The sequence below is a fragment of the Desulfovibrio sp. 86 genome, assembly GCF_902702915.1.
GTDB lineage: Bacteria > Desulfobacterota > Desulfovibrionia > Desulfovibrionales > Desulfovibrionaceae > Desulfovibrio.
In genome coordinates, this window is record NZ_LR738849.1 from 2,340,223 (window position 1) to 2,353,806 (window position 13,584).

Annotated in this window: 14 protein-coding genes; 1 reads left to right on the plus strand and 13 read right to left on the minus strand. The window is 59.7% G+C overall.

All coding sequences use genetic code 11. From position 1 onward, the window contains the following. Positions 1–396 precede the first annotated feature (396 nt). Both DESU86_RS09535 and DESU86_RS14625 read right to left on the minus strand, forming a co-directional pair. Positions 397–1,317, minus strand: a complete 921-nt coding sequence (locus DESU86_RS09535; protein ID WP_179980831.1) for an EamA family transporter — start codon at positions 1,315–1,317, stop codon at positions 397–399. Positions 1,318–1,726: 409 nt separating this feature from the next. After that, positions 1,727–2,215: a septal ring lytic transglycosylase RlpA family protein gene (locus DESU86_RS14625; RefSeq protein ID WP_269474325.1), complete on the minus strand. Its 489-nt coding sequence runs from the start codon at positions 2,213–2,215 to the stop codon at positions 1,727–1,729. Positions 2,216–2,249: 34 nt separating this feature from the next. On the opposite strand from DESU86_RS14625, the gene DESU86_RS14545 reads away from it, so the two are divergent. Next, positions 2,250–2,723, plus strand: coding sequence for a hypothetical protein (locus tag DESU86_RS14545; RefSeq protein WP_232088433.1), 474 nt, complete (start codon positions 2,250–2,252; stop codon positions 2,721–2,723). 518 nt (positions 2,724–3,241) lie between these two features. On the opposite strand, the gene tsaB is transcribed toward DESU86_RS14545, so the two are convergent. The 11 genes from tsaB to DESU86_RS09595 all read right to left on the minus strand — a co-directional run bounded on the left by tsaB (position 3,242) and on the right by DESU86_RS09595 (position 13,453). After that, positions 3,242–4,120, minus strand: a complete 879-nt coding sequence (gene tsaB / locus DESU86_RS09545) for a tRNA (adenosine(37)-N6)-threonylcarbamoyltransferase complex dimerization subunit type 1 TsaB (protein WP_179980833.1) — start codon at positions 4,118–4,120, stop codon at positions 3,242–3,244. Further along, entirely contained in the window at positions 4,117–5,337 is a 1,221-nt protein-coding gene (locus tag DESU86_RS09550) for a M50 family metallopeptidase (RefSeq protein ID WP_179980834.1), read from the minus strand. The genes tsaB and DESU86_RS09550 overlap by 4 nt, the downstream gene beginning before the upstream one ends. Next, positions 5,331–6,662, minus strand: coding sequence for a 1-deoxy-D-xylulose-5-phosphate reductoisomerase (gene dxr, locus DESU86_RS09555; RefSeq protein ID WP_179980835.1), 1,332 nt, complete (start codon positions 6,660–6,662; stop codon positions 5,331–5,333). The genes DESU86_RS09550 and dxr overlap by 7 nt, the downstream gene beginning before the upstream one ends. 488 nt (positions 6,663–7,150) lie before the next feature. Beyond that, positions 7,151–7,969: a phosphatidate cytidylyltransferase gene (locus tag DESU86_RS09560; protein ID WP_179980836.1), complete on the minus strand. Its 819-nt coding sequence runs from the start codon at positions 7,967–7,969 to the stop codon at positions 7,151–7,153. Continuing rightward, the gene (gene uppS, locus DESU86_RS09565) at positions 7,959–8,765 is read right to left on the minus strand and encodes a polyprenyl diphosphate synthase (RefSeq protein ID WP_269474311.1); all 807 of its coding nucleotides are present in this window, start codon (positions 8,763–8,765) and stop codon (positions 7,959–7,961) included. Before uppS ends, DESU86_RS09560 begins: the two co-directional genes overlap by 11 nt. 520 nt (positions 8,766–9,285) lie before the next feature. Beyond that, a complete protein-coding gene (gene frr / locus DESU86_RS09570) occupies positions 9,286–9,846 on the minus strand; it encodes a ribosome recycling factor (protein ID WP_179980837.1) in 561 nt (186 codons plus the stop codon). A 139-nt stretch (positions 9,847–9,985) separates the two neighbouring features. After that, the gene (pyrH, locus tag DESU86_RS09575; RefSeq protein ID WP_179980838.1) at positions 9,986–10,699 is read right to left on the minus strand and encodes a UMP kinase; all 714 of its coding nucleotides are present in this window, start codon (positions 10,697–10,699) and stop codon (positions 9,986–9,988) included. Positions 10,700–10,840: 141 nt separating this feature from the next. Then, entirely contained in the window at positions 10,841–11,173 is a 333-nt protein-coding gene (locus DESU86_RS09580) for a DUF4911 domain-containing protein (RefSeq protein ID WP_179980839.1), read from the minus strand. A gap of 17 nt (positions 11,174–11,190) precedes the next feature. Next, positions 11,191–11,541 carry an AzlD domain-containing protein gene (locus DESU86_RS09585; RefSeq protein WP_179980840.1) on the minus strand — a complete coding sequence of 117 codons (351 nt, stop codon included), beginning with the start codon at positions 11,539–11,541 and terminating at the stop codon, positions 11,191–11,193. After that, positions 11,538–12,464: an AzlC family ABC transporter permease gene (locus DESU86_RS09590; RefSeq protein ID WP_232088319.1), complete on the minus strand. Its 927-nt coding sequence runs from the start codon at positions 12,462–12,464 to the stop codon at positions 11,538–11,540. Before DESU86_RS09590 ends, DESU86_RS09585 begins: the two co-directional genes overlap by 4 nt. Before the next feature lie 452 nt (positions 12,465–12,916). Beyond that, positions 12,917–13,453, minus strand: a complete 537-nt coding sequence (locus DESU86_RS09595) for an HPP family protein (RefSeq protein ID WP_179980841.1) — start codon at positions 13,451–13,453, stop codon at positions 12,917–12,919. Positions 13,454–13,584: the final 131 nt, after the last annotated feature.

Sequence of the window (13,584 nt, forward strand, 5' to 3'; positions counted from 1 at the left end):
CCCCTCCCCCTAAAACTTTTATAGTAGAGCATGTTAACTTTGAAAAAGTGTAAAGGCTCTAACGCGCACGACCGTGCAGCGCGTCGCAACGTGGCGATGATTCAGTCGGGAATTATGATTTTCGTCTAAGGCAAAACTTTGAAATATAAGGCATTTCAAGGTTGATCTGGCCAGGCATAGTACAGCGAGAGTACTGGTTTGAAACGGGTGGGGGGAGCAGCCACGCCCTCCAGGCGTCGCTTCCCTCAACGTGTATCTGCTCTGCGTCCACAAAAGCGGTGACGCCGCCCGGCGGTATTTGGGGCTCTTTGCTCTGGATGCCGCCGGGCGTCTGTTTTTGGCTTGTCAGGGCGCGTGCAGCGAGGATTGGCCGCTCAAAAAAGCAGCCTGAAAGGTTTAATCCTGTTTTGCCGCCTTGCGCCGTGCCAGCAGCAGCCGGATATGGCCTCCCAGCATGATCAGCACCACGGAGGCGGCAATGAGAACAATGCCCAGCAAAAGCGGCAGGCTGAAAGGCTCCTTGAAAACCAGTATGCCCACGATAACGGCGGTAACCGGCTCCAGGACGCCCAGCACCGACGTAAGGGTGGAGCCGATGCGCTGCACGGCCAGAATGAGGGTGAAGTTGGAAATTACGGCAGTGATCACGGCCAGCAATATGGCCAGCGCCAGTTCCTTCCAGCTGCCCAGCAGTTGAAAGCTGCCGGAAGCCAGAGAATTGACCAGCGAGCAGAGCGCGCCAAAAGCCATGACATAGAAGGTCAGCATAAGGCCGGTGACATTGGTGATGCGCGCGGCGTAAATGCTTGTGATGTAAATGGCGTTGCACACGGCCGAAGCCAGCGCCAGCATGAGACCAAAGGCGTTAATGCCCTTGGCGCTTCCCGCAGGGCCTGCCCCAGCAGGGGTCCCATTGCTGAGCAGGTATACTCCGGCAATGGCAAGAACCACGGCCACAGCCGTGATCCAGGAAAAACGCTCGTGAAAAAAGGCGATCATGATGAGCATGACCATGACCGGATAGGAAAATTGCAGCGTGGCCACGACGCCGCTGGGCAGGTGCGTGAAAGCCTCAATGAAGAGCAGGGCGGCCAGGGCATACATAAGGCTCATGCCCGCCAGTTTGAGCAGGTTGCGCCCAGACGTGTAAAAGCGCTCGCCGCGCAGTACGAGAAAAAGTCCCAGTACAATGGTAGCTATGAAAAAACGGTAAAAAAGCACTGTGGCCGGTGAAAGGCCCTGTGCCATGAGCGGCAGGCTGAACAGGGGGATGAGCCCAAAGGCGGCTGAGGAGAGCAGACTGTAAAAAAAGCCCATGACATCCTTCTTTATGCGCAGGTGCGCGTTTCTTGAATATCGAATAAAGTAAATTATGGCAATGGGTTGGACGATCTTGGGAAAGCTTGTGTTTGTCTGTTTTTTCGCGTGGTTAGCGATGCAAAGGCTGATAAAAACGGCCCGTTCTGTGTTATACAGAACGGGCCGTATGCGGGCATTCGGGTGTCGTCAGGGAAGGTACAGGGCATCGGGCCGTAGAACAGGCCGAATCTCCCCGTGACGCAACGATGTGCCGCGCCAAAATTGCTGGCGTGTGCTGACGCTGGAGCAGTTTACCAATGAAATGCGTTAACTGCTCTGCAAGGATTTTTCTGAAAATCCTTGGCACGAAATGTGAGAAGGCGGGCTTTTGCCTGCCGTACATGAGCATTTCAACGTGGTAAATGCCCTATCGGGACTGGTCAAGCACCACTTCGGCCTCGGGGTGGGCCTGACGCAGGGCCTCATGCATGGCGGCGGCGTCAGCAAACGCGCGGAAGGGGCCGATGCGTTCGTCGCCCATGGCCGCGCTGTAGTGCACATAGTAGGCCAGGTCCGCTTGCAGGGGGGTGCCGCTTTCATCGCTGACGACTTCAAGCTCCACCTTGCCAACGCCGCGCCTGCCAAGATCAAGCTGCTTGGCTGCGGCAAAGGAAAGGTCGATGATGCGCCCGCGCACAAAGGGGCCACGGTCAGTCACGCAGACCATGACGCTTTTGCCGTTTTCCTGATCGGTAACCCGCACGACAGTGCCCATGGGCAGGGTGCGGTGGGCGGCGGTGAATGTATACATGTCATAGCTGAGGCCGCTGGCAGTGGCGCCGCCGTGCGAATCACGGCCGTACCAGGATGCCTTGCCGGCAAAAACTTCACTTTCCTGGGCGCGCTTGAGCCAGATGTCGCGGTTGTCGGCGCCCTGTTCGGAAACCTGCTTGGTTTTCGTTGAAGATTTTGCGGCCTTGCGGCTTTTTGACGATTTGTCCGAGCTGTCAGACTTGGCCGACTTGCCAGATGAGGACGCTTTTTCAGATTTGTCTGAAGATTTTGATTTTTTTGACTTTTCAGACTTGGCTGAGCGCGATTCGGACTTCTGTGACTTTTTCGAGGCGGCAGAAGCGGATACACCAGAGGAGGTATTGTCAGAAGGAGAGCTTGCTGAAGCCGCGTCGGCTTTCATGGGGGCGGTCAACAACATACATGTGACCGCAACAGCCAGCATGGAAGGCCAGCGTGAATACTTCATGATCATTCCTTGGTTACTGTTCGAGGCTGCCCGGCAATGCGGACGGATCACGCCCGTGATCCTGACCCTGGAGACCTCCGATGACGGCAGATGCGCCTTGCGCCCTGAACCAGTCAGTCTCAATCAGGGAGTGCCTTTTCTTGGTGCCAAGAATATACAGTAATAAAAACTTCGGTGTCAAACAGATAAAATTTTTAATTACAGGTAGTTAGCGTAAAACTTTTTCTAGAGAATCACTAGAGAGGCTGTAATTGGCAGTAATTATCATTTGTAAGGCCGAGATCCGGAAGCCTGATGAAGGCAAAAAAGGGCAAAATTTCTGGGATGTCATCTGGACGGCACGAGCAGATTATCTTTGCGATGATCTGAAGCCAGGAAGGCGCGGCATTAAAAAAACATGCACCCAGGGGAACCCCTGTCGTCAACTCAGACACGAACAAAGGTTTTAGGGGGTGGGGGCGTGGGGGAGGGACCCTTTTGCAAAAGGGTCCCTCCCCCACAAGGCCTTGCACCATGTTCCCTATTGCTAAGGAAGCCCTGATTAAAGAGCCTGCTGGAAACGCGCAGTTATTTCGTTTGGCAAGGCGCGATCTTTTTTTGAAGCAGGAGTGGACTCTTCCGTCCTCGACTGTTTCAAAAAAAGAGAAGCAACGCCGCCAAACGGAATAAATCAGCGTTTCCCTAAATGTCGCTCTGGGGCGGGCGCTGGAGCAGGCGCTCCAGGGAGGCCGTGGCCTCTTCTCCGGTCAGGCCCTGGCGCGGAGCCAGTTGGGGCAGGTTTTCCACAGCGTCGCAGGGCCGCACGTACAGGGGTTCAATGTCCTTGTCGTCAAAATCACCGTGACGGGCCAGCAGGCACAGGGCATTGATGTCTGGCGTTACCAGTTCGTCCAGCGTGACGATGGGCGCGCCTTCATCGGCCTTGGGGCCTGTGCCGTCCAGGGAGGGACGCATCAGATCCAGTGGGCAGAAAACAGCGGCGTTGCGTGCAAGGCCGCTGCCGCAAACCCATATGGTGCGGCTGCCAGCGGGCACGCCGTCGGGCAGGGGGGCCGTGCGGCTGGCCACGATGCGTTTGAGGGCCTCCTCCGGGGAGCACAAGTCCACTGTGCTGCCGGGCTGCGCCGGAATCATGGGGCCGTAGGACAGAAAAGACTGGCAGTGCACGAGGTTGCGCCTTGCGTGGGTCAGCACCCAGATGGTTGTGCCGAAGAGGAGCTGCCCGCGTAGCGCGGCTGTTGTGGCAAGGGCCTGCATGTAGTCCAGCCCGGCGACGGCGGCCGTGCCCGTTCTGCGCAGGGCTGCGGTTGTCGCCAGAACAAGCCGAATGCCCGTGAAGGAGCCCGGCCCCCGCACGCAGGCAATGCGGCGGAAGCTGGTGGGTTTTATGTCCAGAGCGGCGCAGAGGCTTTCCAGCGCGGGAGCGAGAATTTCCGTGGCGCGGTCGGCTTTGTGCCATTGCTGGGAGCACAGCGTTTTTTCATCGTCGGTAACGACAATTTGCAATACGCCTTCAGCCGCGTTGAGGATAAGCTCGAGTCCGGTGGAATATTGGCTCACGATCCGCTCCCGAACCAGCCGGCGCTTTTGACGATGCGCCAGAGGTCATTGTAGGTGGCCAGCAGCATGAGGGCGACCAGCAGGGCCAGACCGGCCCGCATGGCGTATTCCTGCACCCTGGCGTTGACCGGGCGGCGGAAAATCATTTCCCACAGGCAGAAGACAATCTGGCCGCCGTCAAGCACGGGAATGGGCAGGAGGTTCAGTACCCCGAGGTTGATGCTGATGAGCGCGGCCAGGGCCAGCAGCCCGGCTATGCCTTCATGGGCCTGTTTGCCCACCATCTGCATGATCATGATGGGCCCGCCCACCTGATCCAGGGGAACCACCCTTTCAACCAGTTTTACAAAACTTTTCCAGGTCAGGGCAAGCATATCCGAGGCCTGGGACGCGCCTGCCGCAGCCGCACCCCAGAATCCGTGCTGCACAAGGCGCACCGCGCCCGTGTTGCGTATGCCCACAAGCCAGGCTTTTTCATCTTCGCCGAAGATGGTTTTTCTCACGGACATTTCAGGCCGGATTTCAACGGTCATGATGCTGGGGGGGAGATTGCCCTGGCCGGATGCGGCATCTGCCGTTGTGTTTGCAGTAGTTTCGGCACCGGATGTTCCGGCAGGGGCGGTGGACTGGCCGTCCTCGCCTTCCGCGCCATTGACGGCGGCTTTGTGGGGGCGCTCAAGAACAACGCTGAGCGGCTGTCCGTTGCTGCGGGCAATGGCGCGGGTCATGTCGTCCCAGGCAACGATGGGCTGGCCGTCAATGCGCACGATGGTGTCGCCAGCCTGCACGCCCGCCTTGGCGGCGGGGCCGTTTTCCACCAGTCCGCCCACCTGCGGCAGCAGCAGGGGCGTGCCCCAGCCAAAGGCCAGAATCCAGCACAAGAGCCATGCCAGCAGCATGTTGGCCACGGGGCCTGCGGCCACAACCAGCAGGCGCTGCCAGGCTGGCCGCAGCGAGAAGCTTTCTTCCCGTGTGAAGCCTTCGGGCAGTTCGCTGTCCTCCTGCTCGCCCACCAGGGCCACGTAGCCGCCCAGGGGAACCAGGGACAGGGCATATTCGGTCTTGCCCCATGTGCGCTTGAGAATTTTGGGGCCAAAGCCCAGAGAAAAGGTGGAAACTCCCATGCCCAGGCTGCGGGCCACGGCAAAATGCCCCAGTTCGTGAAAGAAGATAAGGCCGCCAAGGACAAGGGATACAGCTATAATGGTTATCAGCATGCGGATTCTCCGTCGCGGGCAAGGGTGCGTACAAGCTCGCGGCTCTGGCGGTCAAGGCGCGTGAGGCGCTCCGCCAGGGTATGGGCCTCGCTTTTCAGGGCGGCCATGCGGTCGGAGGGCATGGCCGCGCCCTGTTCGAGCGGGGCGCAGAAAGGCTGGTGGCCGGGATCGCTGGCGTCGTGCGCCTTGAGTGCGGCCCCGATCAGCCGGGGTATGTCAAGGAAGGCGCAGCGGCCTTCAAGAAAAAGCTCCACGGCGGCCTCGTTGGCCGCGTTGAGAACAACACAGCGCCCGCCCCGCAGTGCGAGGGACTGGCGCGCCAGATCAAGACAGGAAAAAACCTCGGCATCCGGCTCATGAAAGGTCAGGGCCGTGGCCGTAAGGGCAAGGGGAGGCACGTCCACAGGCAGGCAGCGCGGCCAGAGCAGGCAGCTGGCGATGGCCAGGCGCATGTCCGCCGTGCCGAGCTGCGCCAGTTGCGAGCCGTCTTCAAATTCCACCAGCGAATGTATCACCGACTGCGGGTGCACCAGAACCTTGATGCGTTGGGCGGGCGTTCCGTAGAGGTGATAGGCCTCGATAACCTCAAGGCCTTTGTTCATAAGCGTCGCGGAATCTATGCTTATCTTGGCTCCCATGTTCCAGTTGGGGTGCTTGAGCGCCTGCGCGGGGGTGATGCCCCGCAACTCTTCACGGCTGCGGCCACGAAAAGGCCCGCCACTGGCCGTGAGGATAAGGCGCTTCACCTCCTGCCCGCGTCCGGCAAGGCACTGGAAGATGGCGTTATGTTCCGAATCCACGGGCAAGATGACGGCCCCGGTGCAGGCGCAGATGCGGCGCACCAGATCGCCAGCCAGAACCAGCGATTCCTTGTTGGCAAGGCAGACGACCTTGCCCGCCAGGGCTGCGGCCAGGGTTCCGTCCAGACCCGCCGCGCCGACCTGGGCCGAGAGCACGGTGGAGGCTTCGGACAGGGCGGCCATGTGGGCGTAGCCCTCGCGCCCCACCAGAATGGTCGGGGCATAGCCTTGCGGCAAAAGCTTTTTGAGCCCGGCGGCAGCGGCCTCGTTCAGCACCGCCAGATACGGCGGACGCCAGCGGGCGGCCTGTTCGGCCAGACGTTCGATCTGGCGGGCGCAGGCAAGCCCGACAATGCGGAAAGCCTGCGGATGACTTGCAACCACGGCCAGAGCGCTGCGCCCTATGGACCCGGTGGAACCCAGTATGCACAGGCTGCGCGGCCATGCGCCGTTCCAGGCGGCATCCGGCGGGCCGGAGATATAGTCTATGGAAGGGCCGCCCTGACCCGGCCAGAGTTGTGCCATGTCTGCATCCTGTCTGTTGCCGCCGTGATTGGAACCTGCTGCCATGGGCAGGCGGCATGCTCATGTGTAAAAATAGGTCCGGCGCTGGAAAATTCAAGCGGCCCTTGAGCCGGGCCGCTGTAAAAAACCGTGTACCCCGCGTGGCGTACCGCAAACTTTTTTGCGGCCCTCGCCGGGAGCCCGTCGCTGCCGAACCACAGCCACGGGGCTGGATCATTTTACCTCAAAAAAAAGCAAACGCACCGGACGACGCCGTCACGAGAGGAATTTCCAATCATATCAAGACGAAGTTTAACGCAAAAATACCAGGAAAGGCGCTCGTGACCATATTGTTTAAGGAAGCGCTGAGTAAAGAGCCTCCTGGAAACGCGTAGTTATTTTGTTTGGCAAGGCGCGATCTTTTTTTGAAGCAGGAGTGGACTCTTCTGTCCTCGACTGTTTCAAAAAAAGTGAAGCAACGACGCCAAACGAAATAAATCAGCGTTTCCCTAAAAGAAGAAAAACCACTGGTCCACAACGGCCACCATGGGCATGGCGAACAGCAGGCTGTCGGCCCTGTCCAGAACACCGCCGTGACCTGGCAGCAGGTGGCCGGAATCTTTCACGTTGACCGAGCGCTTGAGGGCGGATTCAAAAAGGTCGCCCACCTGGGCAAAGGCGTTTACCGCAATGCCCAGAAGCGCAAAGGAAAACCAGCCTGTCTTGCCGAAGATCTGTCCGTAGACGGCGCAGAAGATGACGCAGGCCACAAGGCTGCCCACCGCGCCCTCGGAGCTTTTCTTGGGGCTGACGCGGGGCCACAGCTTGTGGTGGCCAAAGCGCGTGCCGACAAAATAGGCCGCCGTGTCGGAAATGGCCACAGCGGCTATGACAAAGATGAGCTTGGTGGTGGAAAGATAGGTGGCAGGCAGGAGCAGCAGGGGCACATAGGCCAGGCCAGCCATGAATATGCCGCTGGAAACGAAGGCGTTTTCCTCTTCAAGCACGTCCCACCGAAAAAGAAAGCTCATGGCTGAAAGCACGAAACCCGCGCCAAGAAACACAAGGGCGTCTTGCGGGCGGTGCAGCCAGGTCAGGCACAGCATGCCCCAACCAAGGGCAATGGCGCAGACGCGGCTGGAGATGCGCCCGTTGGGGCCCCAGAAAAGCGAATAGAATTCCCACAGGCCCAGGGCGGAAACCAGCAGGATGAAGAACAGCAGGGGCCAGCCCCGCAGCCAGAGCACCAGCATCAGCACTGCGGCCAGAGCCACGCCGGTTATGATGCGTCGAAAGTCGATGGGATTGGTGGTGGGTTCAATGGGCATCAATTTGCTCCTGTGTTTTGCCAAAGCGGCGCGAGCGCGCGGCGTAGGCTTCCAATGCCAGGCGCAGTTGCGCGGCGTCAAAATCTGGCCAGGGTGTCGGAGTGAAGTACAGCTCACTGTAGGCGCACTGGTAAAGCAGGTAGTTGCTCAGGCGCTGCTCGCCGCTGGTGCGGATGAGCAGGTCCGGGTCAGGTTGCCCGGCCGTATAGAGGTGCTGCGCCAGGCTTTCTTCGGTGACGTCCTGAGGCTGCGCGCCCTCGCGCAGAAAAGACCGGACAGCACGGACCAGTTCGGCTCTGGAGCCGTAATTGAGAGCAAGATTCAGGGTCATGTGCGGCCCGGGAGCGGTGCGCTTTATGGCGTGGCGCAGGGCCGTGCGCTGTGCCAGCGGCAGGCCGTCCAGATCGCCCAGCACCTTGAGGGCAATGCCCTGCTCTTCAAGGCGGGGCAGTTCCTGGCGCAGAAAATCCAGCAGCAGGGCGAAGAGGGCGCTTATTTCCGTCTTGGGGCGGTTCCAGTTTTCACTGGAAAAAGTGTAGAGCGTCAGGTGGCGTATGCCAATTTTACGGCATTCGGTGACAACGGCGCGCACGGTTTCCGCGCCAGCCTTGTGCCCGGCCTCGCGCGGCAGGTTGCGGGCCTGCGCCCAGCGTCCGTTGCCATCCATAATAATGGCCAGGTGGGTGGGCAACAGTTCGGGCAAAAGCTCCGACGGCGGTCCGGCCTGCGGGGCGGGATCCGTGTCTGGCGTCCGGCTGGGAGGCTGGCCGGACGGGGGCGTGCTTTGTTGCGTCATACTTTCAGCCTGTAGGGAAAAATCCCTGGGGTATTGGCCCGTCCGGGTTCTGCGCCAGAACAGTCCGGCGGGACAGGCGAACCGCGCCGCAACCCGCCCCGTCCTCAGTGAACGCGGCGGGCCACGGCCCGTAGCGGGACTATCCGTTTTTCAAAGGCACATTGCCCTTGGGGAGCACTGATTAGAGCAATTTCACTAGCGATGCCGTCGCCATCCGTAAGGTTTCTTCGTCGCCTAACGGCTGCCGCTTGAAATTGCTCTGGCGGCTGCGTGAGCAGGCGCCCGCCGCGAAGGCGTAAGCGCAGTTTATCTGCGCGGTTAAACGCCGTAGTGAGCGTGCCTTAAACTTTGAGAATGTATATTCTCAAAGTTAATCTGCTCTAAAGAGCTTCCTGGAAACGCGCTGGTATTTCCTTTGGCAAGGCGCGATCTTTTTTTGCAACAGGAGTGGACTCTTTCGTCCTCGACTGTTTCAAAAAAAGTGAAGCAAAACCGCCAAACGGAATACATCAGCGTTTCCCTAGATTTCCATTATTTCCTTTTCTTTGGCAGCGCACTTTTTGTCCACATCAGCCACGTACTTGTCCGTGAGCTTCTGCACATCCTCGGTGGCGCGCTTCTGGTCGTCTTCGGTAATAACCTTGTCTTTTTCAAGCTTTTTCAGGCTGTCGTTGGCATCGCGGCGCACATTGCGCACCGCCACCTTGGCGTCCTCGCTGTACTTGCGCGCCACCTTGCTCAGGTCTTTGCGGCGCTCTTCGGTCAGAGGGGGCATGACAATGCGGACGACCTTGCCGTCGTTGACTGGCGTAAGGCCAAGGTCTGACTTGAGAATGGCCTTTTCAATGAGGGCTATGCCGCCCTTGTCCCAGGGCTGGATGGTCAGGGTGCGGCTGTCGGGCACGGCTACCGAGGCCATCTGGCTGATGGGCGTGGGGGTTCCATAATAGTCGGCCTTGATGCCGTCCACAAGGGCGGTGGTGGCGCGTCCCGTGCGCAGTTTGGCAAACTCGCGGTCAAGAGCGGCAAGGGCTTTTTCCATGCGGTCTTCGGCATCGAGAAGGATGCTGTCGATATCCATAAATATTCTCCTTGGGGCTGCGGCCTGCGGCCTGTTCCTGGGGGGATGGCGCTGCGCCTCCCTTAGTGAAAATCTGATGCGGGCTGACATGCACTGCCAGACCGCACGGCGCGAGCGTGACTGCCGCGCCGCAGATGCATCATGCGTTGCGTACTGTAGTACCCACAGACTCGCCCATGACGGCACGCCTGATGTCGCCGCCAAGCATGCGGCAGACGATGATGGGCACGTTGTTGTCGCGCACCAGGGCAAAGGCCGTGGCGTCCATCACGCCGAGGTGGCGGGACAATGTTTCATCATAGGTGATGGTTTCAAACTTTACGGCGTCGCTGAATTTGGTGGGGTCCTTGTCGTAGATGCCGTCCACCTTGGTGGCCTTGATGATGGCGTCGCACTTGAGTTCCATGCCGCGCAGCGCGGCCGTCGTGTCGGTGGTGAAGTAGGGGTTGCCCGTGCCTGCGGCGCAGATGACCACGCGGCCTTTTTCCATGTGGCGCAGGGCGCGGCGGCGGATGAAGGGCTCGCAGACTTCCTGCATGGTGATGGCGGAAAGCACGCGGGTGGGATAGCCCTGCTTTTCAAGCATGTCCTGTACGGCCAGGGCGTTGAGCACTGTGGCCAGCATGCCCATATAGTCGGCTGACGAGCGTTCCATACCCTTGGCGGAGCCTGAAAGCCCGCGAAAGATGTTGCCCCCGCCGATAACCAGGGCCATTTCCACGCCCATGGCAAGCACAGTGCCGATTTCGCGGCATATTTCGGCCACGGTTTCAGGGTCGATGCCCGTTTTGTTGGAGCCCGCAAGGGCCTCGCCGCTCAGTTTGAGCAAAATTCGCTTGTATGTCGGTGACATATGTCCGCCTTAGTCTGGATAACCGGCCTGTTTGCCGGGCGATTGTGCAAGGGATCGCCTATCACGCGGGCGTGAAAAAACGGGACCGGGCCTCCCCGGGCCCGTTCTCCCGCAACAGGGCAGTCATAACAGAAAACGTGGCTAGCTCAAAGCCTTTTTGCGCACCTGCGGCAGGCGGGAAAAGGGCCATTCTTCAACGCTGAAGGGCAGGCTGCGGGCCATTTCAGCAAGGGCTGTCCTGGTCTCTCTTTCCAGATGGGGCGAAAAGACGATTTTGAGCAGGGCCGTTTTGGGCTCGAGCACGGTAAAGTACGCCGTATGATCGTAGGCTTCCAGAAGAAAGCGAAAAAGAGCCGTATGGTGCGGCGCGAGACGAACCAGAAGACGCCCGCTCTGTTCCGGGGCGGCAAGGGCCGGGGCGGGTTTGCGGCGTTTGCGCAGGGCCGGAACCTCGGGGGCGGCGGCAAGAGGCATTTCTTTTTCCTCGCGCATCAGTACAGACCCGTATACCGCGCCAGAATCACCAGGCCGATGCCCACGGCAATGGTCAGAAAATAGTTTTTGAACCACCACGCCACCAGCAGGGTGGGCAGGCCCGCCATGAGAAAGAGATTGGAGGGGCTTATGCTGAAATGGCCTTCGTAGATGAAAATATCAGGGCCAACCAGCGCGGCCATGACGGCCACAGGCACAAAGGACAGCCAGTGGCGCAGCACCACGGGCAGATTGTCGCCCTTGAGAAAGGTCACGGGCAAAAGCTTGGACAGCAGGGTTACGACAGTGCAACCCGCGATGCACAGGATAAGGGCAAGGTGGGCCTCAAGCCAGCTCGTTCCATTCATGACTGCACCCCGTCAGTGTTTGCCGTCAGCAGGTCTGTTGCATCCGTCCGGCTGGAAGCGTCGCGCTGTTCCTGGCCCGCCGCCCTTCGGGCAGGCTCCGCTTGTGTCGCGCCAGGCGCGTCAGGTGCACCAAGGACATGAGGCGATCCAGGCGCGTCACCGGTTTTTTCCGCAGCGGCCTGTTCCACGCAGGCGCAGCCGGGTTGCCGTGCGCAGGCGGCGTCCTTTTTATCCTTGTACAGCAGCAGGGCCGTGCCGAGGCTGGCACCCACCACCGTGGCCACGGCGACGTTCCATTGGCTCATGCCTGCAGCCTTGAGCGCGATGGACAGCGTCATGGTGAAAATGGCGACCAGAACGTGCAGGCGGTTCACGCACTGCGGCACCAGCAGGGCCAGAAACATGGCGGTAAGGGCGTAGTCCAGTCCGAGCGGTTTGACGTCGGTGACAAGCTCCCCGCAAAACGCGCCAATGGCGCTGCCGCCCACCCAGGCGATCTGCGTTGTCTGGTTGCAGACAAAAAGAGTGGTGAGGTTGCGCTTCCAGCCGTTCTGGAAGGCCGTGACGTGAACGGCAAAGGTTTCGTCCGTGAGGCCAAGACCCAGCAAAAAGCGCTGAAAGCGCGGCAGACCGGCCAGCCAGGGGGACTCCGCGGCGGACTGGAGCAGATACCGCAGATTCACGATAAAGACCGCCGCCATGATGGACAGGGCGCCTGCGCCCGCGCCCCACATGCCCGCGAAGACAAACTGGCCGGACCCGGAAAACATGAGCACGGACATGGCCACGGCCAGCGAGGGAGGAATGTTGTTTTTGACCGCCAGAACGCCGAAGGCAAAGCCAACGGGCGTATAGCCGAGCACAATGGGCAGTGCGCGGCGCAGGCCCTCCGCCAGGGGGGAAGCGGGGGAATCGCTCGACATGTGACAGCACCTCGTCAACTGTTAAAAAACGCTGATTTATGCCGTTTGGCGGTTTTGCTTCACTTTTTTTGAAACAGTCGAGGACGGAAGAGCCCACTCCTGCTTGAAAAAAGATCGCGTCTGGCCAAAGGAAATACCTGCGCGTTTCCAGGAGGCTCTTTAGAGCAGATTACCTTTGAGAATGCATATTCTCAAAGTTTAAGGCACGCTCATTTCGGCGTGTAACCGCGCAGATAAACTGCGCTTACGCCTCCATGGCGAACGTCTGCTCACGCAGCCGTCAGAGCAATGTAAAAGTTATATTGCTCTAATCAGTGTTTCCTTTAAAAAAATATGGCTACTCTTTTTGATGCTGTGTGGCAAGTGGCGGGCGTTCTACGCTCCTGTGATATGTGTTTCGTGTATGCGATAATAAAGGGCGGCGTCCTCCCCCAGAGGGCGCTTCGGGCGCATTACCACCAGAATACGGGGTATCTTTTACGGGCGGCAAGATTGTTGGCCGCCAGAGCCAGCACAAGCATGCATGTGGCCCCGGCGGCGCAGGGCAGCAAAACGTACCAGTAGCCCATCTCATGAATGCCGGGGCCGCCGATGACGGCAATAAGGGCCGTGGCTCCACCCGGAGGGTGCAGGGTCTGGGTCATATGCATGAGCGCAATGGCGGTGGAAACGGCCAGGGCCGCCGCCAGCACGGGTTCCGCGCCCATCATGGCCTGGCTGCTCACGCCCACAAGGGCGGACAGGACGTGCCCGCCCACCAGGTTGCGCGGTTGGGCGAACGGGCTGTGGGGCGCGCCAAAGGCCAGCACGGCCGAGGCTCCGAAGGAACCGATGAGCAGCGGCAGATTCCATTCCTGCGCGCAGACTTTTTCCAGCAGGGCCAGGCAGGCGACGGAAAGGCAACTGCCCGACCAGGCCCAGAAAATTTCATTCCAGCCTACGCGGGGCTGGGACTGGCTTGAGCGGATGCGGTTCAGGATGCGTGTCATTGAGTGTCCTTGTCCTTTGTCCGGTGGAGGTGTCAGACAGTGCCGTCGCGAGCGCCTTTCCAGTTATTTCTGCGTCGAACATCGCCTTTTATTCCGGTCGAGTACCATCAGAGTACACTCCCTGCATAAAA